This is a genomic window from Mesobacillus sp. MER 48 (genome assembly GCF_023714225.1).
Taxonomy (GTDB): Bacteria; Bacillota; Bacilli; order Bacillales; family Cytobacillaceae; genus Mesobacillus; species Mesobacillus oceanisediminis_A.
Genome location: NZ_JAMAUR010000011.1, coordinates 42259 through 65058, shown reverse-complemented (window position 1 = coordinate 65058; position 22800 = coordinate 42259). Strand labels below are relative to the sequence as shown.

The 22800-nt window shown below is 44.1% G+C and carries 33 protein-coding genes and 1 rRNA gene; 5 read left to right on the top strand and 29 right to left on the bottom strand.

What is annotated here, in order from left to right:
* Positions 1-78 (bottom strand): 16S ribosomal RNA (locus M3593_RS22130); the annotation flags it as partial.
* 290 nt (positions 79-368) lie between these two features.
* Positions 369-596, bottom strand: a complete 228-nt coding sequence (locus tag M3593_RS22125; protein ID WP_251544845.1) for a hypothetical protein — start codon at positions 594-596, stop codon at positions 369-371.
* Positions 597-739: 143 nt separating this feature from the next.
* Here M3593_RS22125 and pdaB point away from each other — a divergent pair, with 143 nt between their 5' ends.
* Positions 740-1492 (top strand): polysaccharide deacetylase family sporulation protein PdaB, encoded by a 753-nt coding sequence (gene pdaB, locus M3593_RS22120; RefSeq protein ID WP_251544844.1) that lies wholly within the window; start codon positions 740-742, stop codon positions 1490-1492.
* An 8-nt stretch (positions 1493-1500) separates the two neighbouring features.
* On the opposite strand, the gene M3593_RS22115 is transcribed toward pdaB, so the two are convergent.
* Entirely contained in the window at positions 1501-2181 is a 681-nt protein-coding gene (locus M3593_RS22115) for a KinB-signaling pathway activation protein (RefSeq protein ID WP_251544843.1), read from the bottom strand.
* Between the two features lie 149 nt (positions 2182-2330).
* Between M3593_RS22115 and gerD the strand changes: the two genes are divergently transcribed.
* Positions 2331-2972, top strand: a complete 642-nt coding sequence (gerD, locus tag M3593_RS22110; RefSeq protein ID WP_251544842.1) for a spore germination lipoprotein GerD — start codon at positions 2331-2333, stop codon at positions 2970-2972.
* A 45-nt stretch (positions 2973-3017) separates the two neighbouring features.
* On the opposite strand, the gene M3593_RS22105 is transcribed toward gerD, so the two are convergent.
* The 3 genes from M3593_RS22105 to M3593_RS22095 form a co-directional block, all read right to left on the bottom strand.
* Entirely contained in the window at positions 3018-4076 is a 1059-nt protein-coding gene (locus M3593_RS22105; RefSeq protein ID WP_251544841.1) for an Mrp/NBP35 family ATP-binding protein, read from the bottom strand.
* 152 nt (positions 4077-4228) lie between these two features.
* Positions 4229-4945 carry an N-acetylmuramoyl-L-alanine amidase CwlD gene (gene cwlD / locus M3593_RS22100; protein ID WP_251544840.1) on the bottom strand — a complete coding sequence of 239 codons (717 nt, stop codon included), beginning with the start codon at positions 4943-4945 and terminating at the stop codon, positions 4229-4231.
* A 74-nt stretch (positions 4946-5019) separates the two neighbouring features.
* Complete coding sequence (locus M3593_RS22095; RefSeq protein ID WP_251544839.1) at positions 5020-5463, bottom strand: YbaK family protein; 444 nt, start codon at positions 5461-5463, stop codon at positions 5020-5022.
* 261 nt (positions 5464-5724) lie between these two features.
* Here M3593_RS22095 and M3593_RS22090 point away from each other — a divergent pair, with 261 nt between their 5' ends.
* From M3593_RS22090 to M3593_RS22080, 3 genes are all read left to right on the top strand, one after another.
* Entirely contained in the window at positions 5725-6690 is a 966-nt protein-coding gene (locus M3593_RS22090; protein WP_251544838.1) for a S8 family peptidase, read from the top strand.
* Positions 6687-7460 carry an endonuclease I family protein gene (locus M3593_RS22085; RefSeq protein ID WP_251544837.1) on the top strand — a complete coding sequence of 258 codons (774 nt, stop codon included), beginning with the start codon at positions 6687-6689 and terminating at the stop codon, positions 7458-7460. Before M3593_RS22090 ends, M3593_RS22085 begins: the two co-directional genes overlap by 4 nt.
* 315 nt (positions 7461-7775) lie before the next feature.
* Positions 7776-8459, top strand: a complete 684-nt coding sequence (locus tag M3593_RS22080) for a hypothetical protein (protein WP_251544836.1) — start codon at positions 7776-7778, stop codon at positions 8457-8459.
* A gap of 414 nt (positions 8460-8873) precedes the next feature.
* Here M3593_RS22080 and rpsI read toward each other — a convergent pair whose 3' ends face one another.
* The 23 genes from rpsI to rplE all read right to left on the bottom strand — a co-directional run bounded on the left by rpsI (position 8874) and on the right by rplE (position 22794).
* Positions 8874-9266, bottom strand: a complete 393-nt coding sequence (gene rpsI, locus M3593_RS22075) for a 30S ribosomal protein S9 (RefSeq protein ID WP_023626399.1) — start codon at positions 9264-9266, stop codon at positions 8874-8876.
* Between the two features lie 20 nt (positions 9267-9286).
* Complete coding sequence (rplM, locus tag M3593_RS22070; RefSeq protein ID WP_079504238.1) at positions 9287-9724, bottom strand: 50S ribosomal protein L13; 438 nt, start codon at positions 9722-9724, stop codon at positions 9287-9289.
* A gap of 173 nt (positions 9725-9897) precedes the next feature.
* Positions 9898-10662 (bottom strand): tRNA pseudouridine(38-40) synthase TruA, encoded by a 765-nt coding sequence (truA, locus tag M3593_RS22065; protein WP_251544835.1) that lies wholly within the window; start codon positions 10660-10662, stop codon positions 9898-9900.
* Between the two features lie 5 nt (positions 10663-10667).
* On the bottom strand, positions 10668-11465 hold the full coding sequence (locus M3593_RS22060; RefSeq protein ID WP_251544834.1) for an energy-coupling factor transporter transmembrane component T family protein: 798 nt from the start codon (positions 11463-11465) through the stop codon (positions 10668-10670).
* Positions 11462-12331 carry an energy-coupling factor ABC transporter ATP-binding protein gene (locus M3593_RS22055; protein WP_251544833.1) on the bottom strand — a complete coding sequence of 290 codons (870 nt, stop codon included), beginning with the start codon at positions 12329-12331 and terminating at the stop codon, positions 11462-11464. Before M3593_RS22055 ends, M3593_RS22060 begins: the two co-directional genes overlap by 4 nt.
* Positions 12307-13146 (bottom strand): energy-coupling factor ABC transporter ATP-binding protein, encoded by an 840-nt coding sequence (locus M3593_RS22050; protein ID WP_144481246.1) that lies wholly within the window; start codon positions 13144-13146, stop codon positions 12307-12309. The genes M3593_RS22055 and M3593_RS22050 overlap by 25 nt, the downstream gene beginning before the upstream one ends.
* 618 nt (positions 13147-13764) lie before the next feature.
* Positions 13765-14127, bottom strand: a complete 363-nt coding sequence (gene rplQ, locus M3593_RS22045; RefSeq protein WP_144481247.1) for a 50S ribosomal protein L17 — start codon at positions 14125-14127, stop codon at positions 13765-13767.
* A gap of 76 nt (positions 14128-14203) precedes the next feature.
* Positions 14204-15148, bottom strand: a complete 945-nt coding sequence (locus M3593_RS22040) for a DNA-directed RNA polymerase subunit alpha (protein WP_144481248.1) — start codon at positions 15146-15148, stop codon at positions 14204-14206.
* 177 nt (positions 15149-15325) lie between these two features.
* Entirely contained in the window at positions 15326-15715 is a 390-nt protein-coding gene (gene rpsK / locus M3593_RS22035; RefSeq protein ID WP_023626407.1) for a 30S ribosomal protein S11, read from the bottom strand.
* A gap of 24 nt (positions 15716-15739) precedes the next feature.
* Positions 15740-16105, bottom strand: coding sequence for a 30S ribosomal protein S13 (gene rpsM, locus M3593_RS22030; protein ID WP_144481249.1), 366 nt, complete (start codon positions 16103-16105; stop codon positions 15740-15742).
* Between the two features lie 23 nt (positions 16106-16128).
* Positions 16129-16242: a 50S ribosomal protein L36 gene (gene rpmJ, locus M3593_RS22025; RefSeq protein WP_003156543.1), complete on the bottom strand. Its 114-nt coding sequence runs from the start codon at positions 16240-16242 to the stop codon at positions 16129-16131.
* Positions 16243-16276: 34 nt separating this feature from the next.
* The gene (gene infA, locus M3593_RS22020; RefSeq protein WP_009791305.1) at positions 16277-16495 is read right to left on the bottom strand and encodes a translation initiation factor IF-1; all 219 of its coding nucleotides are present in this window, start codon (positions 16493-16495) and stop codon (positions 16277-16279) included.
* Between the two features lie 216 nt (positions 16496-16711).
* Entirely contained in the window at positions 16712-17458 is a 747-nt protein-coding gene (gene map / locus M3593_RS22015; protein WP_251544832.1) for a type I methionyl aminopeptidase, read from the bottom strand.
* Positions 17458-18108: an adenylate kinase gene (locus M3593_RS22010; RefSeq protein WP_144481251.1), complete on the bottom strand. Its 651-nt coding sequence runs from the start codon at positions 18106-18108 to the stop codon at positions 17458-17460. The genes map and M3593_RS22010 overlap by 1 nt, the downstream gene beginning before the upstream one ends.
* A 56-nt stretch (positions 18109-18164) precedes the next feature.
* Complete coding sequence (secY, locus tag M3593_RS22005) at positions 18165-19460, bottom strand: preprotein translocase subunit SecY (protein WP_144481252.1); 1296 nt, start codon at positions 19458-19460, stop codon at positions 18165-18167.
* Positions 19460-19900, bottom strand: a complete 441-nt coding sequence (rplO, locus tag M3593_RS22000; RefSeq protein ID WP_144481253.1) for a 50S ribosomal protein L15 — start codon at positions 19898-19900, stop codon at positions 19460-19462. The genes secY and rplO overlap by 1 nt, the downstream gene beginning before the upstream one ends.
* Before the next feature lie 32 nt (positions 19901-19932).
* Positions 19933-20115: a 50S ribosomal protein L30 gene (gene rpmD / locus M3593_RS21995; protein WP_125482127.1), complete on the bottom strand. Its 183-nt coding sequence runs from the start codon at positions 20113-20115 to the stop codon at positions 19933-19935.
* A gap of 13 nt (positions 20116-20128) precedes the next feature.
* Positions 20129-20629 (bottom strand): 30S ribosomal protein S5, encoded by a 501-nt coding sequence (rpsE, locus tag M3593_RS21990; protein WP_144481254.1) that lies wholly within the window; start codon positions 20627-20629, stop codon positions 20129-20131.
* Positions 20630-20653: 24 nt separating this feature from the next.
* Positions 20654-21013 (bottom strand): 50S ribosomal protein L18, encoded by a 360-nt coding sequence (rplR, locus tag M3593_RS21985; protein WP_144481255.1) that lies wholly within the window; start codon positions 21011-21013, stop codon positions 20654-20656.
* A 32-nt stretch (positions 21014-21045) separates the two neighbouring features.
* Positions 21046-21582: a 50S ribosomal protein L6 gene (gene rplF, locus M3593_RS21980; RefSeq protein ID WP_144481256.1), complete on the bottom strand. Its 537-nt coding sequence runs from the start codon at positions 21580-21582 to the stop codon at positions 21046-21048.
* A gap of 32 nt (positions 21583-21614) precedes the next feature.
* Positions 21615-22013: a 30S ribosomal protein S8 gene (rpsH, locus tag M3593_RS21975; RefSeq protein ID WP_023626417.1), complete on the bottom strand. Its 399-nt coding sequence runs from the start codon at positions 22011-22013 to the stop codon at positions 21615-21617.
* Between the two features lie 30 nt (positions 22014-22043).
* Entirely contained in the window at positions 22044-22229 is a 186-nt protein-coding gene (rpsN, locus tag M3593_RS21970; protein WP_009499044.1) for a 30S ribosomal protein S14, read from the bottom strand.
* Between the two features lie 25 nt (positions 22230-22254).
* On the bottom strand, positions 22255-22794 hold the full coding sequence (rplE, locus tag M3593_RS21965) for a 50S ribosomal protein L5 (RefSeq protein WP_041966519.1): 540 nt from the start codon (positions 22792-22794) through the stop codon (positions 22255-22257).
* Between the last annotated feature and the right edge of the window lie 6 nt (positions 22795-22800).

Here is a 22800-nt window from a genome sequence, read left to right as displayed (position 1 = left end):
AATGAAGATCCGCTCGACTTGCATGTATTAGGCACGCCGCCAGCGTTCGTCCTGAGCCAGGATCAAACTCTCCAAGAAAGAGTTATGAGTTAGCTCATAAGTTAAAACGTTGGCTCATGTCTTCTATAATAGAAGCATGATAATTTATTGTTTGTTGACGCTTGTTTGTTTAGTTTTCAAAGAACAATTTACTTTATTTGCCGCTCATAAGCGACTTTCATAATATATCATGCGACCGACTTAATGTCAACCACATTCTTTATTATTTTCTCACCGCTGATTGATCGTTTAGCGACTTGCTCAGCAGCGACGTTTATTAATATATCAGGATATTTTTCATACGTCAATAATAAATATCAAAAACTTTTTTATCCTCTGGATATGCTCTTTTTCGCCGGCATATACTTTAGGCACTCTTTTGGTGATGCGATTCTTTTAAACAGTGAGAACAAAATTTGATATCTCTCTCTCATCGATCTCTTTACGATATGATCGATGCGTTCATCCTTCAGGTCAAACAGGATTTCATCCATCTCTCTTTTGATTAAGTATTCCAGCTCTTTTAATTCCTTCTCATTGATCAGAACACCAAGCATACATACACTCCTGTTCATTTTCTCATAGTGATTGTAGTGTTATCTTTTTTCCTGAATTTTATAATCATCATTTTAATTATCATATCTTTTCAAATCCTGAATAAAAATTAGACAAGGAGTGCATTGGACGAGGTGGTGAGAATATGAATTTCTTTTATGTGATGAATGCCAGGTCGATAAAAACAGCTTTTGTCATCATTGTCGCAGCCTTTTTTACAGCTTGGTTCTTTTACATGGATAATATGGTCCAGATCCCCGCCTTTTCAGCCAAGGATGGTCCTAAAGCGATCTATAAGGGTGAAAAGGATTTAGCCCTTACCTTTAATATTGGCTGGGGGGACGAAAAAGCTGAACCAATCCTGGATGTCCTGGCGAAGCAAAAAGCCGGAGCGGTTACCTTCTTTCTCTCGGGCTCCTGGGCAGAAAGGCATCCTGATCTTGTCAGCAGGATGGTGAAAGAAGGATATGAAATCGGCATGCTTGGGTACGATTATAAAGATTACACTGAGCTGGAGGAAGACAAAATCAGGAGAGACATCATGAAGGCGCAGGAGGCGTTCAAGAAGCTGAATGTGAAGAACATTGAATTGCTTCGTGCTCCAACCGGCCATTTTGATCAACGCACACTGAAAATCGCTGAGCGGCTCGGGTACACAGTTGTCCATTGGAGTCTTGATACGAAGGACTGGACCAATCCCGGAACGGCGGTCATTGCCGAAAATGCTTCAAAGGCAAAAAAAGGCGACATCCTTTTGATGCATGCCTCTGATTCTGCCAAGCAAACTGCAGAAGCTCTGCCGCTTGTACTGAAAGATATCAAGTCGAAAAATTTAAAAATGGTCACTGTTTCTGAAATGATCGCTAATGGTGACTCTAAATCAGCAGAAGTAAAATAACCGCCCAACTACGCGTTGGACGGTTTTTTTTGCGCCTTTTTATTTGATGATTTTTTATCTGTCTTAGTTTTTGCTTCTAGAGCTTTCCGTTCCTCCATGGACTTTTGGTTAAGCTTGTGAAGGACCATCAGTTGATATGCATTACAGATCAATAATGGGAAAAGCATAAGATATACCCAGCTATGCTCATTTACTCGCAGAACCGGCACCCATTCAATCACTGTCACGACAATCATGAAAAACATTGCTGGTATGAAGGCTTCTTTATTTGTTTGTTTTACCTTAAGGAGTGCAACGATCAAGCCAGCAGCCAGGACGATTGCGGCAAGTCCTATATATGGCAGGAAACTTTCACCTTTTTCAGCAAAGGCATTGTACCGAAGATATACAAGATCGAAAAGCACAAAAGCAATCAGGAGAAGCTGCACGGAATTCCATAATGACTTAAATATGCCAAGCCCAAAACGGTGGATCGTCAAATAAGCAAAGAACCCCATTTGGCTAAGAATGCTAAATATAAGACCGACGCCCATTAGCCATACTAAAATTGAAAGTAATTCAAGAATGTTGAAATCACTTAACAGATGCTGGAATTCACTCCAGCGGACAATAAAGCCAACCACAGCGGTCGATACTGCTCCAACAACCAGCGTGGTGAGAAACAAGTGTACCCAATTACGGCTAGTCACGATTTTTTCCCCCAAGAACAAAATTAAACTGCACTATATGATTGTACCAATGCGGGTTTGAAAAATCTAGCTGTCGTTATTTGTGTATAACAATTTGTCTTATTACTCATCCTAAACTTAGGGCCGTCTATGTGAAAGGGGATTAAAATATGAAGAAATGGATAAGAATTATACTCCCCGCATCCTTTTTATTTTTGGCTGCCGGATGTGCTCCAACCGAGTCAGGCGGGGGACAGGTTGATTATGAAGAAACAAAGAAGATGGTTGTCGACATCCTGAAGACTGATGATGGCAAAAAGGCGATTCAGGAAGTTATGGGTGACGACGGCATGAAGGAAAAGTTGATAATGGACCAGCCGGTCGTAACCGATACAATCGAGAAAACGCTGACATCTGACAAAGGCATGGATTTCTGGAAAAAGTCATTTGAAGATCCAAAGTTTGCCGAGAGTGTCGCAAAAAGCATGAAGAAGGAAAACGAGAAACTGCTTAAGGACTTAATGAAGGATCCTGAATATAAGGGCATGATGATCGAGGTCATGAAGGATCCCGAATTAGAAAAAGAGTTGACCAATGTTCTCAAAAGCAAGGAGTATCGGGAACATTTACAGAAAGTAATGAATGAAACCTTTGAAAGCCCGCTGTTTAAAGCAAAATTGCAGGCATTGATTGTTAAAGCAGCTGAAGAATTACCGACCCAGAAGCCAGAAGGCGGCGGCCAGGGCGGTGGCGGCGATTCAGGCGGCGGCGGAGGTTCCAGTGCATCCGGCGGAGGCTCTGGAGGACAATAAAAAGTCAATAAAAATAAGCCTCTCCAAACGGAGAGGCTTTTCCTATTACTTATTCTCAAGCATTTGTACGACTTCCTGGGCAATATTTGTATAGATTGCGCCAATTTTATCATCTTCTTGATAAATGGATGGAGCGAAGTCGTTTTCATTCCAGGTTGGCTGGCCTAATGGCAGCTTGCCCAACAGCTTTGTATTAAGCTCATCGGCTAATTTTTCACCGCCGCCTTGTCCAAAGACATATTCCTTTTCTTCAGTCAGCTTGCTTTCAAAGTATGACATGTTCTCAATAACTCCAAGGATTTCATGTTCCGTCCTAAGCGCCATCGCACCTGCACGCGCGGCAACAAATGCAGCTGTCGGATGCGGAGTCGTCACGATGATTTCTTTACATGAGGGCAGCATAGTGTGGACATCCAATGCCACATCCCCTGTTCCTGGAGGAAGATCCAATAGCAGGTAATCCAGCTCGCCCCATTCTACTTCATTGAAGAAGCTGTTCAGCATTTTGCCAAGCATGGGCCCGCGCCAGATGATTGGTGCATTGTCCTCAACGAAAAAGCCCATCGAGATGACCTTCACGCCATGTCTCTCAACCGGAATGATTCTTTCCCCTCTTACAACCGGACGCTTCGTGATTCCCATCATGTCAGGAACACTGAAACCATAGATATCCGCGTCAACCAGTCCAACCTTTTTGCCTAATTTTGCGAGTGAGACAGCAAGGTTAACCGAAACAGTAGATTTCCCTACTCCGCCTTTGCCGCTCGCGATGGCAATGAAGGTTGTTTTGCTGCTTGGAGAAAGAAGGCTGTCCTCTTCTTCTGGTGCTGCTGTCTGGAATTTCGATAGAACTTCTGCAGGCAGGTCAAAGAATCGCAAGCCTACGGAAGCCGCTCCAGCGCCTTTTAGGATATTGACGATTTCCGTTTGCAGCTGCAGCTGTTCTGCCGTGCCCGTTTTCGCAATGCCAATTTTAACGCTTACATGATTCTTTTCTTCTTTGATCTTTATTTCTTCGATGGCATTCAGCTCTTCGAGTGTTTTATGTAAAAATGGATCCTTAAGGTCTTTTAGGCTTTCACGTACTTTAGCTTCAGTAATCATATTGACACCGTCCTTTGTAAAATTTAGCTCCATTGCCAGTATACCATATTGATAAAATTCCTAAGTGTTAAACCTATCACACATTTCTGAAAGATATTTTTTCCAATAGGATTTATTTTCCCCAATAAAAAAAGAAGGATGCATCACCCTTCTCACTTTTCCCAGAATTTTTGTTCGTCAGTAAAATACCTGAGCATTCCTTCATAGATGGAGGCTGCAACTTTTTCCTGGTATGCCTCCTGTTTGAGGTTTGCTGCTTCTCCTGGATTAGACAGGAAGCCAATTTCAACTAGGACTCCAGGCTTATTCGTATGCTTCAGCAGGTATATGCTGTTTGCTGACTTTGCATCCCGGTCCGTGTTTTCAAGATTTCGGCGCAATTCATCCTGGATGAGCTTGGCGGCTCGTTTGTTTTCTTTGTAATTGGTTGAATAAAAAGTCTGTGCACCTCTCCATTTTGAGGATGGGATCGCATTTAAATGGATTGTCGCAAAAAAGTCAGCTTCAGATTCATTGATCAGATTGAGGCGTCTTTTTAAATCCTGGACCTTTCGTTTGCTATATCCCTTGAGGCCCTTATCCGCAAGGTCGACATCGGTCTCGCGCGTCATGATGACAAGCGCACCCTGCTGCTGAAGGTAATCCCGGAGCTTGAGGGAAACATTCAGCGCGATTTCTTTTTCAAAAGGATCGTCATCCCCCGCCCCCGGGTCGACTCCTCCATGCCCCGGGTCTAGATAGATGGTTTTTCCCGAAAGCGGCAGATTCCAGGATTCCCATGAATCATTTTCGGTAAAATCATACTGCAATATAAGGAACAGCACAGCGAGGCCGGCTGCAAATAATCCGATTTTAATTTTTTTCAGCATGTTCTAAACCATCCTTCCAGCTAGTCCCTGATAATAAACTATATGGGACAGGTAGACGGTTTAGAACTATGCTGTTAATGCAGTCTCAGCTTATATTTCTTTTCACCCTTCATGAAGCCATCTCTCCACCAGCTGTCGACATACTGTTCACAAAGGTAGTAAAGCTCATCTGATCCAACTCCCTCTTCTCCCTTCCCCCAAAACAGGAAAAAGTTGTACAGGGTATCAATCAAATGCCGCTCTTCTTTTTCACAGCGAGGCTTTACCGCTTCCATCGGCTCGCCGAAGTAGCCTAAGCGGCTGAACTTGGCACCAAGTAAATACGCTTCAATTGCGACATCATAACAAGCTTCCTCGATTCCTGAATTCATGATGAGGTTTGAGGTCAGCCTTGAAGAGCCAAAATATTGTTTCACCCTGGCCTGCAGGATGTTAATGGTTAGTTCACGGAGCATCGAACGCTCATATTTCACTTGTTTTTGTTTTCTTTTATCTATAAATGTCGTTACGACGTTCAAAGTATTCTCACCCCTTAGGAAGTAGTGTTCAACCTGCGGGAGTGTGTAATGCAACCCAGAACGACGTTTCCTTTTCCAGTTTTCTCAGTCGTTTACTGAATAATATGGTTCTGGACTCTTTAGGATTAAATGCCCATTTCTGGTTATTCTTTTACTATTAAAAATCACTACTATTGAAACTGTTCTTTAATTTTCAGAATTGTTAGACTTGTTAGTACAACCAGAACTCGCTTCAATTTTAATCTCTGAGGAGGGAAAGATATGGAGCAAGATGTTCGCGTAATTCCTTACAAAGTAATCGCAGAAGCTGAAGAAACTAATGAGGTACCTCAAGGTGTAGAGTTAATCCAGGCACCGAAGCTTTGGGACAGAACCAAAGGGAAAGGCATTAAAGTTGCTGTGCTCGACACAGGCTGTGAAACAACCCACCCTGATTTAAAGGACCAAATTATCGGCGGCAGGAATTTTACCGACGACGACCGCAGCAATCCGGATATTTATACTGATTATAACGGACATGGGACCCACGTTGCAGGGACGATCGCTGCCCATGAAAATGATGATGGTGTAATAGGCGTCGCCCCAGAGGCAGGACTGTTGATCGTAAAAGTATTGAACAAGGCCGGCTCTGGGAAATATGAGTGGATAATCAAAGGGATTCAATATGCAATTGACCAGGAAGTGGATATAATCTCCATGTCGCTGGGCGGTCCCGCTGATGTCCCTGAATTGCATGAAGTGATCAAAGCCGCTGTTGAAAAAAATATTCTCGTCGTATGTGCAGCAGGCAATGAAGGTGATGGTGATGACTCGACCAACGAGTTTGCCTATCCTGGCGCCTATAATGAAGTCATCAGTGTTGGAGCCGTAAACCTGGAAAGAGGTTCATCGGAATTCACCAACTCGAATAATGAGGTGGATGTCGTGGCGCCGGGAGAGCGGATCACGTCCACTTATCTGAATGGTAAATATGCCACATTGAGCGGAACCTCAATGGCTGCACCACACGTATCCGGCGCCCTTGCTTTAATCAAAACACTCGCAAATGCCCAGTTTGAGCGTGATCTGACTGAGCCTGAATTATATGGACAATTAATTAAGCGTACGGTCCCGCTCGGAAATTCACCTAAGCTTGAAGGCAATGGCCTTGTCTATCTCACAGTTCCGGAGCATCTTGCTGAAATCTTTAGCCAGAGCTTCAAAACGATGGTTATGGATGCGTTATGATTCTCTCGGCCAGTGAGGCGTACATTCATAACATCGAGAATAAGCCGTATTATGATGCAGAAATGGACGCGAAAATGCGCGAGAGATATTATTGTGACGCTGTTTTCGTTCCAGAGGAGCTCCATTTGCTGCTGACAAGAACCCACACCAACCATCTAAAATACTCGCCGCATGAGTATGTTTATCCTTGGGTGGACCTGCAGGAGAACCTTCAACTGAAGAGCCTCTACTCCGGCCAGGAACTCGACCCCGTTGAGGTGATCGAGGAGGACTTGCGGCTCTTCAAAACTTTGAAGGAGGGAGGTTTTTCAGCTAGTTCTGATATTCTTTTCAATACAGAACATGTTGTACCCCAATCGTGGTTTGATGGAAAGGAGCCAATGCGAGGCGACCTGCATCACCTGTTTGCCTGCGAGCCAGCATGCAACAGCATGAGAAGCAATCATCCGTTTTACGATTTCCAGACCTATGAACCTGAGCTTGCTGCATCTGGAATAAGGTCCGGATGTGGAATGGTAGAAGCAGGTAAATTCGAACCCGAATACGGTAAAGGAATTGTTGCAAGAGCCGTATTTTACTTCAATTTGAGATACAAGGATGTCATCCAACTTGATGCTCAGATGAACTTCGAGGTTCTGCTTGGCTGGCATCTAGAACACCCGGTCACCTTGTATGAACAGCATCGGAATGCCGCCATCCAGGAAATGCAGGGAAACCGCAACCCTTTCATTGATTTTCCGGAGATGGCAGAAGTAATGTTGGGCTTATAAAAAGGAATCCGCCTGAGTGAGATTAAGCTCAGGCGGTTTTTCTATATTAATGAAGATCTTAAATCCCCGTTTACACCGATTCTACCCCGATGGGTCACTTATAATCCCCATTACTTCTTATACGTTCCCCCCTTGAGCTATAATAGCCAGCTTTGATTTTAAGTGCACCCGCTAAAAAACCGTAATTGGATTTTACCTATATTCATTTCCGCCATCCCGGATTTTTCATCCTCATATTTCCTCTAATTGCTAACGCCATTCCGATGTCTGTCAGGGCAAGCTAATGCAGAATACAGAACGAAAGGATGGATTTCTATGTCGATGGAGTGGTTTGATCGGGTAGTCGGTGAGTTGCAGGATCATCTTGAGTCTATTTGTGAAAAATATGACCAGGAAGGCCAGATGGCGGTTGAAAGAGGATCCAAGCATCCACGGATTCAGTTCTTTGTGGACTATGATGATGGTGAAAGAGATTATTTTTATATATTATACTTTGACCCGCATAATGAGGAATTTTATACAGAGACCTTTGACGAAGAGCTCGAGCAGCCTGCAAGAGTGATTCTTTCGGATATTGACGACATTGTTGATGCGGTCCATGAGGGCTTCCATGATTACATAAGCGAAGACGAGGAAATCGATATCGTTTATGCTGCGGATAATGATGACAGCTTATACCTGAACACTGACGAAGAGGACGATGAAGATCTTTATATGACTGAAATCATCGATGACGACATCTTTGAAGAAATCGATGTTGAGTGGGAAACTCCTGAGGTCACCGCCTTTTTTAAGGAGGATGACGTGGAAGTGACGTACCAATTCGGACTGGTCGAGGCAACTGGAGACGGTGTCCTTCGCCGTATCAACCGGATTTGGACTGAAGATGATGAAATATTCAAAGACGAAACGAACTTTATTTTCACCAAAGAAGAAGCACCGACAATCATCGCCATGATCGCGAGCCATATGGATTCAATGCAGGGTTACGAAGATTAATTCATGAAAGCGGAGGCGAAAAATGCTGCCTCTGCTTTTTATTAGGCTGGTTTTCGCGTCAATCGGCTGCTTTTCGAATATGTAATTCATAAATTTTAGACCTAAAAGTATAAATTTAGCCGGTTAGAATGTAACAAATATAGCCTCCAACCTATGCTTCTTACACAATAAAATTTTATTTGGCGATAATCAGATTTTATTGGCGGGTTTTCACAATTTTATTGGCGATTGTCTCTTTTTATTGGCGATAATTTATTTTTATTGGCGATTTTCAGATTTTATTGGCGGACTGGAAATTCTGCGCGTTTTTTTCCAGTTAACAGATTCCAATTGGCCCCTTCCGCCAGACAGTCACCAGCAAATTTAATAAAAAAAGACCCCCAACCAAATTGGGAGTCTTTCCGAAGCGTAAAATTAACGCTTTGAGAACTGAGGTGCACGACGAGCGCCTTTAAGACCGTATTTCTTACGTTCTTTCATACGAGCGTCACGAGTAAGAAGTCCTGCACGCTTAAGTGTTGGACGGAATTCTGGGTCAGCTTGAAGTAGCGCACGAGCGATACCGTGGCGGATTGCGCCAGCCTGGCCAGTGTATCCACCGCCATTTACGTTAACGTGGATATCGTAGCTTCCTACAGTTTCAGTAGCAACAAGCGGCTGCTTAACTACTTCACGTAGTGCTGCGAATGGGATATAATCTTCAATTTCACGATCGTTGATTGTAATTTTTCCAGTGCCTGGTACTAAACGAACTCGCGCAACGGAGCTCTTACGACGACCGGTACCGATATATTGAACCTGTGCCAAGTTAATTACCTCCTTAATAATTATCCGCGAAGTTCGTAAACTTCAGGTTGTTGTGCTTGATGTGGATGCTCGTTACCAGCATATACATGAAGCTTTTTAAACATTTGGCGTCCAAGGGAGTTCTTTGGAAGCATGCCTTTGATTGCAAGTTCAAGCATCTTTTCAGCGTAGTTTGTACGCATTTCAAGAGCTGTTCTTTGCTTCAATCCACCTGGGTGCATTGTGTGGCGGTAGTAGATTTTGTCAGTCAATTTCTTGCCTGTAAGTTCGATCTTAGATGCGTTGATGATGATTACGTGATCACCAGTGTCAACATGTGGTGTGAAAGTTGGTTTATGTTTACCACGTAGAATAGCTGCTACTTCAGTAGAAAGGCGACCTAGAGTCTTGCCTGCAGCATCAACTACGTACCATTTACGTTCGATATTGTTGGCATTTGCCATAAACGTTGTACGCATGAGTTTCCCTCCTAAATAATCAAAAAAAAATCAAGTTCATTTTGGTATATTTTCAAACACGATAAAGCTCTTCCGGGGCTGATCGTGGGTTTAAAATACATACATATGATATCTTAACCTGTGGTTGAGAGATTGTCAACACCAGGATTAGTTGTCATATCATTTTTTTGAAATTAATTTTCGAATTGATGGTCTTCTTCATCATAAAAAACCTTCCACAGATACAGTCCGTGTCCAGGTGCGGTCTTGCCGGCCTGGGTACGGTCTCGGGCCACGAGCACCTGATGCATGCTGCCGGCAGCTCTCCTGCCTGTTCCTACCTCCAGCAATGTTCCGACAAGGATCCTTACCATATTGTAAAGGAAGCCATTACCGACAAACCTGAATTCCAGCAGACCATCCTCTTCGGAAAATTCTATTTCCTGCAAGGTTCGCACCCGGTCTTCCACTTCTGTTTTCGCCGAGCAAAAACTAGTGAAATCATGTGTGCCAAGCAGCTGTGTTGCTGCTTCCTTCATGGCTTCAAAATTCAATTCGTACGGAAATTGATAGGCATAATTCCGCTGGAAGGGATCACGATGCTTTGCCAGCAACAGAAAGTAGCGATACTCCTTGCCAACCGCATCAAAGCGGGCATGGAAATCAGGCCTTGCCAATTCCACCGAATGCACAGCAATATCACTAGGCAGCAGGGAATTGAGCGCGATTTGCCATCTGGCCGGCTCAATTTCCAGCATCGTGTCAAAATGGATCACCTGGCCGCGGGCATGTACTCCTGCGTCTGTACGGCCTGATGCGCTAACCCTGATGCTTGTCCCCTTATTCAGCTTCTCCAAGGCCTTTTCCAGCTCACTCTGGACCGTCCTTTTGCCTGGCTGCACCTGATAGCCGGAAAAACCGGTGCCTTCGTATGAAATTATACATTTGATTCGCGGCATAATGATTACCCTCTTAAAACGAATAGTAGAACTGTGACAGCTGCCAGGAAGAGAAGCATCGCGGTATCGACCATGCCCCATGTCAATTGTCGGTACTTCGTTCGTCCTTCGCCGCCTTTATAGCCTCTTGCCTCCATTGCAACAGCAAGCTCCTCTGCCCGCTTGAACGAGCTGATGAACAGCGGAATCAATAATGGCACGATCGCCTTGATCCGCTCTTTGACAGGGCCGCTGTTATACTCTACTCCGCGTGCTGTCTGAGCCTTCATGATTTTATCGGTTTCCTGCATGAGCGTCGGGATGAATCTCAACGAAATTGACATCATTAAAGCGAGCTCGTGGACAGGGAACTTGAATTTTTTCAAAGGATTCAGCAATGTCTCGAGTCCATCGGTAATCTCAATCGGCGTCGTCGTCAAAGTCAAAAGTGACGTCATGAGAATCAGCAGCAGGAATCTGAGGGAGATGAATATCCCCTGCCTGAGACCTTCCTCATAGATTTTCAGCCAGCCAAGCTCGAAGACGATATCGCCTTCTTTGGTCATGAAGATATGGAGCAGGAATGTAAACAACACGAGCAAAAACACTGGCTTCAGCCCGCCATACAGGAATCTTAACGGAATCCTCGACAAACCTACCATTAGAAATGTGTAGGCTGCAAGTGCAGCATAGGTCGGTACATTGTTGGCAATAAATACTATGATGACAAACAGGAACACCATGATCAGCTTTGAACGCGGGTCCATCCTATGAAGAAGTGAATCTCCAGGCACATAACGGCCAAAAATCATTTTCTCCATCATTTTTGACCGCCCCCTTTCACGAACTCTGCGACCATTTCCGCGAGCTCTTCTTCTGAAAGGCTGACCTTACTGAATTTCGTATCAAATGCTTTTTCTATCTTTAACTGCAGGCCAACAACTTCGGGTACATCTAGCCCAAGTTCCAGCAAAGCGATTGGATCGGCAAAAATCTGTTCGGGTGTCCCTTTTGTAAAAACCTTGCCCTGATGCATGACAACTATTTCATCCGCATACCTGGCTGCGTCCTCCATACTATGGGTGACAAGAACTGTAGATAAATTCCTTTTTTTGTGAAGAGTATAAAATAAGTCCATAATTTCTTTCCGTCCGCGAGGGTCCAAACCTGCAGTCGGCTCGTCCAATACGATGACTTCAGGCTCCATCGCCAGTACACCCGCGATGGCCACACGCCGCATCTGACCTCCTGAAAGGTCAAAAGGCGATTTTTCAAGGATGTCTTCAGGCAATCCTACCAACTTGAGCACTGCAATGGCACGAGCCTTCGCGTCCGCTTCAGTAACACCAAAATTCATCGGGCCAAACATGATATCCTTTTCCACTGTCTCTTCGAATAACTGATGCTCCGGGAATTGGAAGACAATGCCTACCTTTTCGCGGACACCCTTAAGGTTCTTCTCTTTCCGCCCTGCCTTGATTTCCCGGCTGCCAATCAGGACGGAGCCTTTTGTTGGTTTCAAGAGAGCATTCAAGTGCTGAAGAACGGTAGACTTGCCCGAACCGGTATGACCGATGACAGCAAGATATGTTCCTGAAGGGATATCGATTGATACATCGGATATCGCAAGACGTTCGAACGGGGAATCAGCCTGGTAACGATATTCTACATTTTTGAGTGAGATGTCCATAATTCCGTCACCAGCTCTTCTTCTGTCAAATATGTTTTCGTAAGTCCTATTCCTTTTTGACGCATGATTTTACTCATTTTTACCGGGAAAGGGATATCCAGACCCAGCTTAACCAATTCTTCATCCATCTCGAAGATCTGTTCGGGAGTTCCTTCACGATAGAGCTCCCCTTTGTTCATGACGATGATCCTGTCTGCTTTGGCAGCTTCCTCAAGGTCATGCGTGATCGAAATGACCGTGATGTTTTCGCGGTCTTTCAATTCGCGTACGGTTTCGATTACTTCTGCACGGCCGCGAGGGTCAAGCATCGATGTAGCCTCGTCCAAAATGATGATGGCCGGCTGCAAGGCAATCACACCCGCGATGGCGACACGCTGTTTCTGGCCGCCTGACAGATGGTGCGGCTCTTGATTCAGAAAGGTTCCCATTTTGACTTTATCAAGTGAAGTCTGTACACGCTCTACCATCGTCTCCTGCGGCACGCCGTGATTTTCCAGACCAAAAGCCACATCATCCCTTACCGTCGTTCCAACGAACTGGTTATCAGGATTTTGAAAGACCATTCCTACATTTTTTCTAACTTCCCACACTGTATCTTCAGACAGTACTGTTCCGCATACTGCGATTGTTCCCTCCTGGGGGAATTGAAGCCCATTCAATAATTTTGCCAGCGTCGATTTGCCTGAACCATTATGACCGACAATCGCCAGCCATTCGCCTTCTAAAATATCAAAGGTGATATTTTTCAGCGCAGGCGTCTGCTGTCCCTCATAGCTGAAGGATACACCCTCTATACTCACTAGTGGTTTGCTCATCTCCGCCCTCCTCTCGACTCTTCTTCACTGTCTCTTCTCTTTTTAATATTCTGCTAGTCATCATTATACAAGACTGTTTTCGTAAAGATTGTTGTTAAAAACTTAAAGCCGATTTTAACGTGCTATAAGCAATTTTGCAGTTCGCTTTTAAGTGTGCAAGCTCTTTTCTCATTATAAGCATTAATTTTATCAAGAAAACTAGGTCATTCAATCCCATTTTGTAGTCAATAGCAACAAAGTTTGAGAAAAGAGCCTTATACAAAAATCTCTGGATATAAAAAAAGCCTGCACCTCTCCCCGAGCGGAAGCGATCCGCGAATTGCAAGTCCTTAAAAGGACTGGGGAGAAGTGCATGAGCTAGACGAGACAGGCAGAACAGCTCCGGTACGTGATCGATCCATGATCAACCCGCGCCGATCCAAAAAAGTTCCCTGGAATAACCGGCCGATGGGGCCAGTGAACTCTTCTTTCCCAGTGGCCTGCGCATCATAACGCTCGTTTTTGGCTTGTGCTGCATTTTTTAAGTTTTTGCAAGGGACTTAGCCCTTATAGTAAAAAAAGGGGATGAAACAAGTTTGTATAAACTGTCCATCGCCCTTGTTTGAGTGTTTAATGGTATTAAACTAACTCGATAATTACCATTGGCGCACCGTCACCGCGGCGTGGTCCAAGTTTCATGATACGAGTGTATCCACCTTGACGCTCAGCGTAACGAGGAGCGATGTCAGCGAATAGTTTTTGAACTGCATCCTGGTTTGTTTCAGCGTTTGCAACTTCGTGGCGAACCCAAGCAGATGCTTGACGGCGAGCGTGAAGGTCTCCGCGCTTTCCAAGAGTAATCATTTTCTCAACAACTGAACGAAGCTCTTTCGCACGTGTTTCAGTAGTTTCAATACGCTCATTGATAATCAAATCAGTTGTTAAGTCACGTAGCATTGCTTTACGCTGGGCACTTGTGCGTCCTAACTTTCTGTATCCCATGAGTGTTTCCCTCCTTTGTTGAAGTCGTAAGCCGGCAGCGATAGGACTGACAGCAAAATGCCTAGTTAATCAATAACTAGTCATCTTTGCGTAAGCCTAAGCCTAGCTCTTCTAGTTTTGCTTTCACTTCTTCTAGTGATTTTCTGCCAAGGTTACGCACTTTCATCATATCTTCTTCTGTCTTGTGAGCAAGCTCCTGGACAGTGTTGATACCAGCACGCTTTAAGCAGTTATATGAACGAACAGAAAGATCAAGTTCCTCAATCGTCATCTCAAGGACTTTTTCTTTTTGGTCTTCTTCTTTCTCTACCATGATCTCAGCATTTTGAGCTTCGTCAGTCAGACCGACAAAAATGTTCAAGTGCTCAGTCAGGATCTTTGAACCTAGTGCAATAGCTTCCTTAGGACCAGTGCTGCCATCTGTCCATACGTCAAATACCAGCTTGTCATAATTCGTCATTTGCCCTACGCGTGTATTTTCTACTTGATAAGATACTCGTGAAACCGGTGTGTAGATAGAGTCGATTGGAATGACACCGATCGGCTGGTCTTCACGCTTGTTCTGGTCAGCAGGATTGTATCCGCGTCCTCTTCTTGCATTCAGGCGCATACGCAATGAGCCTTTGCTTGACAGAGTAGCAATGTGAAGATCCGGATTAAGGACTTCGACATCACTGTCATGCGTGATGGATGCTGCAGTGACTGGACCCTCGCCCTGTACATCGATTTCAAGTGTCTTCTCTTCATCAGAGTAGATCTTCAACGCTAATTTCTTAACGTTTAAAATGATTGATGTTACATCTTCTACGACGCCTTCAATTGTTGAGAACTCATGAAGTACTCCATCGATTTGAATCGATGTGACAGCTGCACCTGGGAGTGAGGATAATAGGATACGACGTAAGGAGTTACCCAAAGTTGTACCATATCCACGCTCAAGCGGTTCTACGACAAACTTGCCGTACTTGGCATCATCGCTGATCTCAACCGTTTCGATTTTTGGTTTTTCTATTTCGATCATCAAATATACCCTCCTTCAAAACGTCGAAACCCCGGCAGGTTTTTTTCCCTTACCGAAATTCCCCCATGTATACGTTCCCGTTTGTGCACAACAACTGGATTAATGATTTCTGTATACCTAGAAAATATTTGTATCATATCCCATTATAGACAGGAGTACAAATTCTATACAGAAAAATTAAACACGGCGACGTTTTGGCGGGCGGCAGCCGTTATGTGGAACTGGAGTAACGTCTTTGATCGCAGTTACTTCAAGACCTGCTGCTTGAAGAGCACGGATTGCTGCTTCACGGCCAGCACCTGGTCCTTTAACAGTAACCTCAAGAGTTTTCAGACCATGTTCCATAGAAGTCTTAGCTGCAGTTTCTGCTGCCATTTGTGCTGCGAATGGAGTGGATTTACGTGAACCCTTGAAACCAAGCGCACCTGCACTAGACCATGATAATGCGTTACCATGTACGTCTGTAATTGTTACGATAGTGTTGTTGAAAGTTGAACGAATATGCGCAACTCCACTTTCAATATTCTTTTTGACGCGGCGTTTGCGTGTATTAGTTTTACGAGCCATTTAAATGTTACCCTCCTTTACGGATTATTTTTTCTTGTTAGCTACAGTCTTACGAGGACCTTTACGAGTACGTGCGTTGTTCTTCGTGTTTTGTCCGCGAACAGGCAATCCACGACGATGACGCAAGCCACGGTATGAACCGATCTCCATTAGACGCTTGATGTTTAGTGAAACTTCACGGCGAAGGTCACCTTCAACCTTTAACTTGTCGATGATATCACGGATTTTGTTAAGTTCTTCTTCAGTAAGGTCGCGAACGCGAGTTTCTTCAGAAACACCAGCCTCAGCAAGAACTTTCTCAGCAGTTGATCTGCCGATTCCGAAAATATATGTTAAAGCAATAACTACACGCTTTTCACGTGGAATATCTACACCAGCAATACGTGCCATCTAGATGCGCACCTCCTTTAATATTAACCTTGTTTTTGTTTATGTTTAGGGTTTTCACAGATCACCATTACTTTGCCTTTTCTGCGGATAACTTTGCACTTTTCACAGATTGGCTTAACAGATGGTCTCACTTTCATTACTCTAACCTCCTTGATAGTACGGAGTCACGGTTTATTTAAAGCGGTAAGTAATTCTTCCGCGAGTCAAATCATATGGAGAAAGCTCAACTGTTACTTTATCTCCAGGCAGGATCCGAATGAAGTGCATTCTGATTTTGCCGGAAACATGAGCCAACACTGTATGACCATTCTCTAATTCTACCTTAAACATTGCATTCGGCAAAGTTTCTATTACTGTGCCTTCAATTTCAATTACATCATCTTTCGCCATAAACTGGTCTCCCTTCTTTATTCAAATTCGTATTAAATCATAGCCCGCTTACGCGGAATGGAACTTTCTATTGTGATACGGCATCCAATCGAGAATATTGATGAAAAATATTCAACCTTATGATTATAACATAAAGCTGGCTTCCCGTCCGCATAGAAAAATCATTTTTGCCTATTTAAAGACTAAAAAACAGAATCAGACGGCTGAACACCGTGATCAGGCTTTTGTTAAGATCTCAAAACCAGTTTCAGTGATCGCAATGGTATGCTCAAAATGAGCACACATTTTACCGTCAACCGTTACAACAGTCCAATTATCGGCTAACGTATTTACATAGCGGCTTCCTGCATTCACCATCGGTTCTATGCATAGAACCATTCCAGGCTTCAGCCTCGGTCCTCTGTTAGGAGGGCCGTAATGAGGAATTTGCGGGTCTTCATGCAATTCTTGCCCAATTCCATGGCCGACATACTCACGAACAATAGAAAAGCCTTCTGATTCCACATACGTTTGAATTGCATGGGAGATGTTCGAAAGACGTTCCCCTGGCTTAGCTTCTTTCAGGCCCGTGAACAATGACTCTTCTGTCACGTCCAACAGACGCTGGGTTTCTTCATCAACCTTTCCAACCGGGTAAGTCCAAGCGGAGTCCCCGTGGTATCCGTTGTACTTTGCGCCGATGTCAATGCTGATGATGTCGCCTTCTTTAAGAACCCGATTTCCAGGTATCCCGTGAACTAGTTCTTCATTAACGGATGCACAGATGCTGCCGCGAAAACCATTATAACCTTTAAAAGAAGGAGTTGCACCTTGTTTGCGGATAAAATCCTCAGCAATGGCATCCAGCTCTTTGGTTGTAATGCCAGGAGCAACGTGTTTTTTCAACTCCTGGTGTGTCAGCGCTACAATGCGACCTGCTTCCCGCATAATTTCTATTTCACGAGGGGTTTTGCATATGATCATTAATTTAAGCCCCCAAGCAATTCTTCGATATCAGCAAAAACGACATCAATGTCCTGCTGACCGTTGATATTGCGTAAGTAACCTTTATCTTCATAGAAGTTCAACAGAGGCTTTGTTTGCTGGATGTTAACGTCCAGACGGTTTTGAACTGTTTCTGCGTTATCATCAGCGCGCTGGTAAAGCTCGCCGCCACAACGGTCACAAACGCCTTCCTTTGCAGGAGGATTGAACACAAGGTGGTATGTCGCTCCACAGTTTTTACAAATCCTGCGTCCTGTCAAACGCTCCATGAGGATACTCTGATCCACATCAATGTTGATGACATAATCAATTTTTTTGCCAAGATCAGCAAGCATGCTGTCCAGTGCTTCAGCCTGTGCAACTGTGCGCGGGAATCCATCAAGAAGGAATCCATTTTCACAGTCTTCTTTGCTTAAGCGTTCACGGACAATCCCGATCGTAACTTCGTCAGGAACCAGCTCTCCCTTGTCCATAAATGATTTTGCCTGTAATCCAAGTTCCGTTCCTTCTTTGATAGCTGCACGGAACATATCTCCAGTTGAGATATGAGGGATGTTGTATTTACCAACAATTTTATCGGCTTGCGTGCCCTTACCGGCACCCGGAAGCCCCATCAGAACCAAATTCACAAGTTTTCCCCCCTCAGTCTCTATTAAAGATTCAAGGGACACAAGTCCCCTAAATCTTATTTTATAAAGCCTTTATAATGGCGTTTTACAAGCTGAGCTTCAAGCTGCTTCATCGTTTCAAGCGCAACGCCGACAACGATCAGCAAGCTAGTTCCGCCAATCTGAACCGATTGAGGCAGACCAGCGAATTTAATGAAAAACACTGGCAGCACAGAGATTACTGAAAGGAAAATCGCACCAACCAAAGTCAGGCGGTAAAGAACCCTTGTCAAGTATTCCTGTGTGTTTTTTCCTGGACGTATACCAGGAACATATCCACCCTGCTTCTTCAGGTTCTCGGCGACTTGTTCAGGATTGACCTGGATGAACGCATAGAAATACGTGAACGCGATGATTAGTGCCACATAGACGATCATACCGATCGGCTGTGTGTAATCAAACGTCTTCTGAATCCAGAGTGTCACATCATTCGTGCCGAAGAACTGAGCGATTGTCGGAGGTGTAACGACAAACGAAATCGCGAAGATAACCGGGATGACACCAGCAGCGTTCACTTTCAAAGGAAGGTGAGTGTTCTGGCCGCCAACCGCGTTGTTTCCTACGCTCATGCGTTTAGCGTACTGGATCGGTATTTTACGTGTTGCCTGCTGGATGAAAATAACACCCACAACGATTGCGATAACAGCAATCAGAATCAGCAATACAGTCACAATGCGCAGGAACAGAGCGTCGCCTGCATCAGAGAACTGCTGTGCATAAATCTGATTGACCATTGTCGGAATTCCGGCAGCAATACCTGCAAAGATAATGATTGAAATACCATTTCCTACACCTTTTGCCGTGATCTGCTCACCGAGCCACATCAGGAATGCAGTTCCAGCTGTCAGAACAAGGGCAATCATCAGGTAAGAAGTGATACCGGCATTTTGGATCAATAATCCTCCTGCCATATTGTTAAAGCCATAAGACATACCGAGTGCCTGGATAAAACCAAGAACGATCGTGAAATAGCGGGTAAACTGAGCTAATTTACGGCGTCCGACTTCTCCTTGTTTGGACCATTCAGTAAACTTTGGCACAACATCCATCTGCAAAAGCTGGATGATGATTGAAGCAGTGATGTACGGCATGATTCCCATCGCGAAGATGGAGAAGTTCTGCAGCGCACCGCCGCCAAAAGTATTCAGCACACCGAAGACACTCATGTCATCCTGTGCTTTCAAAATATCTGCATTTACGTTCGGTACAGGAATAAATGAACCGAGACGAAATACAATCAACATTAAAAGGGTGAAGAGAATTTTATTTCTAATTTCACCCACGCGCATAAAATTGGAGATTGTCTGGAACATTAAATCACCTCAGTTTGACCGCCGGCAGCTTTGATCGCTTCCTCGGCTGCAGAGGAGAACTTATGAGCTTTAACAGTCAATTTCTTCTCAAGGCTTCCCTTAGCAAGGATCTTAACTCCTGCTAGTTCCTTCTTGACAAGACCTGTTTCGATTAGAAGTTCTGGAGTTACTTCTGTTCCATCTTCGAATACGTTCAGGCTATCTAGGTTAACGACTGCGTATTCTTTGCGGTTGATGTTCGTGAAACCGCGTTTAGGCAAGCGTCGGAATAAAGGAGTTTGACCACCTTCAAAACCAGGGCGTACACCGCCGCCAGAACGAGCGTTTTGACCTTTATGACCTTTACCAGCAGTTTTACCTTGACCAGAACCGATACCACGTCCAAGACGCTTACGTTCTTTACGAGAACCTTCTGCAGGCTTTAATTCATGAAGTTTCATGTTGGCACCTCCTTATTTTAAAAAGGTTAAAATTATTTTTCAGTTACTGTAACCAGGTGAGAAACTTTGTTGATCATGCCGCGGATTGCTGCATTATCAACCTTCTCAACTGTTTGGTTAACTTTACGTAAGCCAAGGGCTTTAACTGTTTCGCGCTGATCTTGCGGACGGCCGATCAGGCTGCGAGTGAGGGTAATTTCTAATTTGTTAGCCATTTGATTTCCCTCCTTATCCTAACAGTTCTTCCACAGATTTACCGCGTAGTTTTGCTACGTCCTCTGCACGCTTAAGTTGAGATAAACCTTCTAGAGTTGCACGAACCATGTTGATTGGAGTGTTCGTTCCTAGAGACTTAGACAGGATATCAGCAACACCTGCTAATTCTAGTACCGCACGAACTGGTCCACCAGCGATAACTCCTGTACCTTCAGAAGCAGGCTTCAGAAGGATCTCACCAGCACCAAAGTGTCCGATAACTTCGTGAGGAATTGTAGTACCAACCATAGGTACTTGGATTAGGTTCTTCTTCGCATCTTCGATAGCTTTGCGAATCGCTTCAGGTACTTCTTGTGCTTTACCAGTACCCATGCCGACATAACCGTTTTTATCTCCTACTACTACTAGAGCAGAAAAACGGAAACGGCGTCCACCTTTAACAACTTTAGCAACACGGTTAATCGTAACTACGCGTTCTTCAAGTTCAAGTTTGTTTGGATCAATACGACGCATCTTTTTGTGTCCCTCCTTTTTCTATTAAAATTCTAAGCCGTTTTCGCGGGCAGCATCAGCAAGTGCCTGGATGCGGCCATGATAGAGGTATCCGCCACGGTCAAATACTACTGACTTATAACCTTTTTCCACAGCACGCTTAGCGATTAATTCACCGATTTGCTTTGCTGATTCCAGGTTATTGCCTTCAACGTTCACTTCTTTATCTAAAGTAGAAGCACTCGCTAGAGTTACTCCATTTACATCGTCGATTAATTGAGCATAAATGTGCTTGTTTGAACGGAACACATTTAGACGAGGACGAGCTTCAGTTCCGCTAAGTTTCGCACGGACACGAGCGTGTCTCTTACGGCGAGTAGCGTTTTTATCAGCCTTCGTAATCATTTACGTCACTCCTTTCGTTAACCTATGCGGCATTACTTACCTGTTTTACCTTCTTTGCGGCGTACATATTCGCCTTCATAACGAATACCTTTGCCTTTGTAAGGCTCTGGTGGACGTACGTCACGGATGTTAGCAGCCAATGCGCCAACACGCTCTTTATCAGTACCTTTAATAACGATCTTCGTATTAGAAGGAACTTCGATTTCAAGGCCTTTTTCTGCCTCGATTTCAACCGGATGAGAGTATCCTACGTTAAGTACAAGCTTGTTACCTTGCTTAGAAGCACGGTAACCGACACCTACTAGCTCAAGGCCTCTTTCGAATCCTTTAGATACACCCTCAACCATGTTAGCAAGAACCGCACGAGTCGTTCCGTGCAATGCACGATGTTCTTTGTTATCAGTTGGACGAGAAATGTTGACTACGTTCTCTTCGACCTTGATTTCGATGTCAGAGTGAAAAGTACGAGACAATTCACCTTTTGGTCCTTTTACTGTTACGTGATTGTTATCAAGAGTAACAGTAACACCAGCTGGAATTTCAATTGGTTTTTTACCTACGCGTGACATTTGTTGCACCTCCATTCATTCAGAAAAATCTATTACCAAACGTATGCTAAAACTTCTCCGCCCACTTGCTTAGCGCGAGCTTCTTTGTCAGTTAAAACGCCGTTTGAAGTTGATACTAGTGCGATACCTAAACCGTTAAGTACACGAGGTACTTCAGTTGATTTTGCATAAACGCGAAGTCCTGGCTTACTGATTCTCTTAAGACCAGTGATAACACGCTCGTTGTTTGCACCGTACTTCAAGAAGATACGGATGATACCTTGCTTATTGTCTTCGATATATTCAACGTCACGCACGAAACCTTCACGCTTAAGGATCTCAGCGATTTCTTTTTTAATGTTAGAAGCAGGTACTTCTAATTTTTCGTGACGAACCATATTCGCGTTACGAATACGAGTTAGCAAATCTGCAATCGGATCTGTCATGACCATTTAATTTACCTCCTTCCAGAGCTTTCAGTTTTACCAGCTAGCTTTTTTCACACCAGGAATTTGTCCTTTGTATGCTAATTCACGGAAACAAATACGGCAAAGCTTAAATTTGCGGTATACAGAGTGCGGACGGCCGCAGCGCTCACAGCGAGTGTACTCTTGTACTTTGTATTTAGGCGTGCGTTTTTGTTTCGCAATCATTGATTTCTTAGCCACGTTTTCGCCTCCCTCTTATTAGAGATTACTTTTGAAATGGCATTCCGAATTGTGTTAATAGTTCACGAGCTTCTTCATCAGTGTTAGCAGTCGTTACAATAACAATGTCCATGCCACGTACTTTGTTTACTTTATCGTAATCAATTTCAGGGAAGATTAACTGTTCTTTAACACCAAGTGTGTAGTTACCGCGTCCGTCGAAAGACTTCTTGGAGATACCGCGGAAGTCACGTACACGTGGTAAAGATACTGAAATTAACTTGTCGATGAATTCGTACATGCGCTCACCGCGAAGAGTTACTTTCGCACCGATTGGCATACCTTCACGAAGGCGGAAGCCAGCGATTGATTTCTTAGCACGAGTCACAACTGGCTTTTGACCAGTGATCGTTGCTAATTCCTCAACTGCAACATCAAGAGCTTTAGCGTTGGCAACAGCGTCACCTACACCCATGTTGATTACGATCTTTTCAAGTTTAGGAACTTCCATAATTGACTTATAGTTAAACTTGCTCATAAGAGCAGGAGTAATTTCATTGTTGAACTTTTCTTTTAGGCGGTTCATCGATTG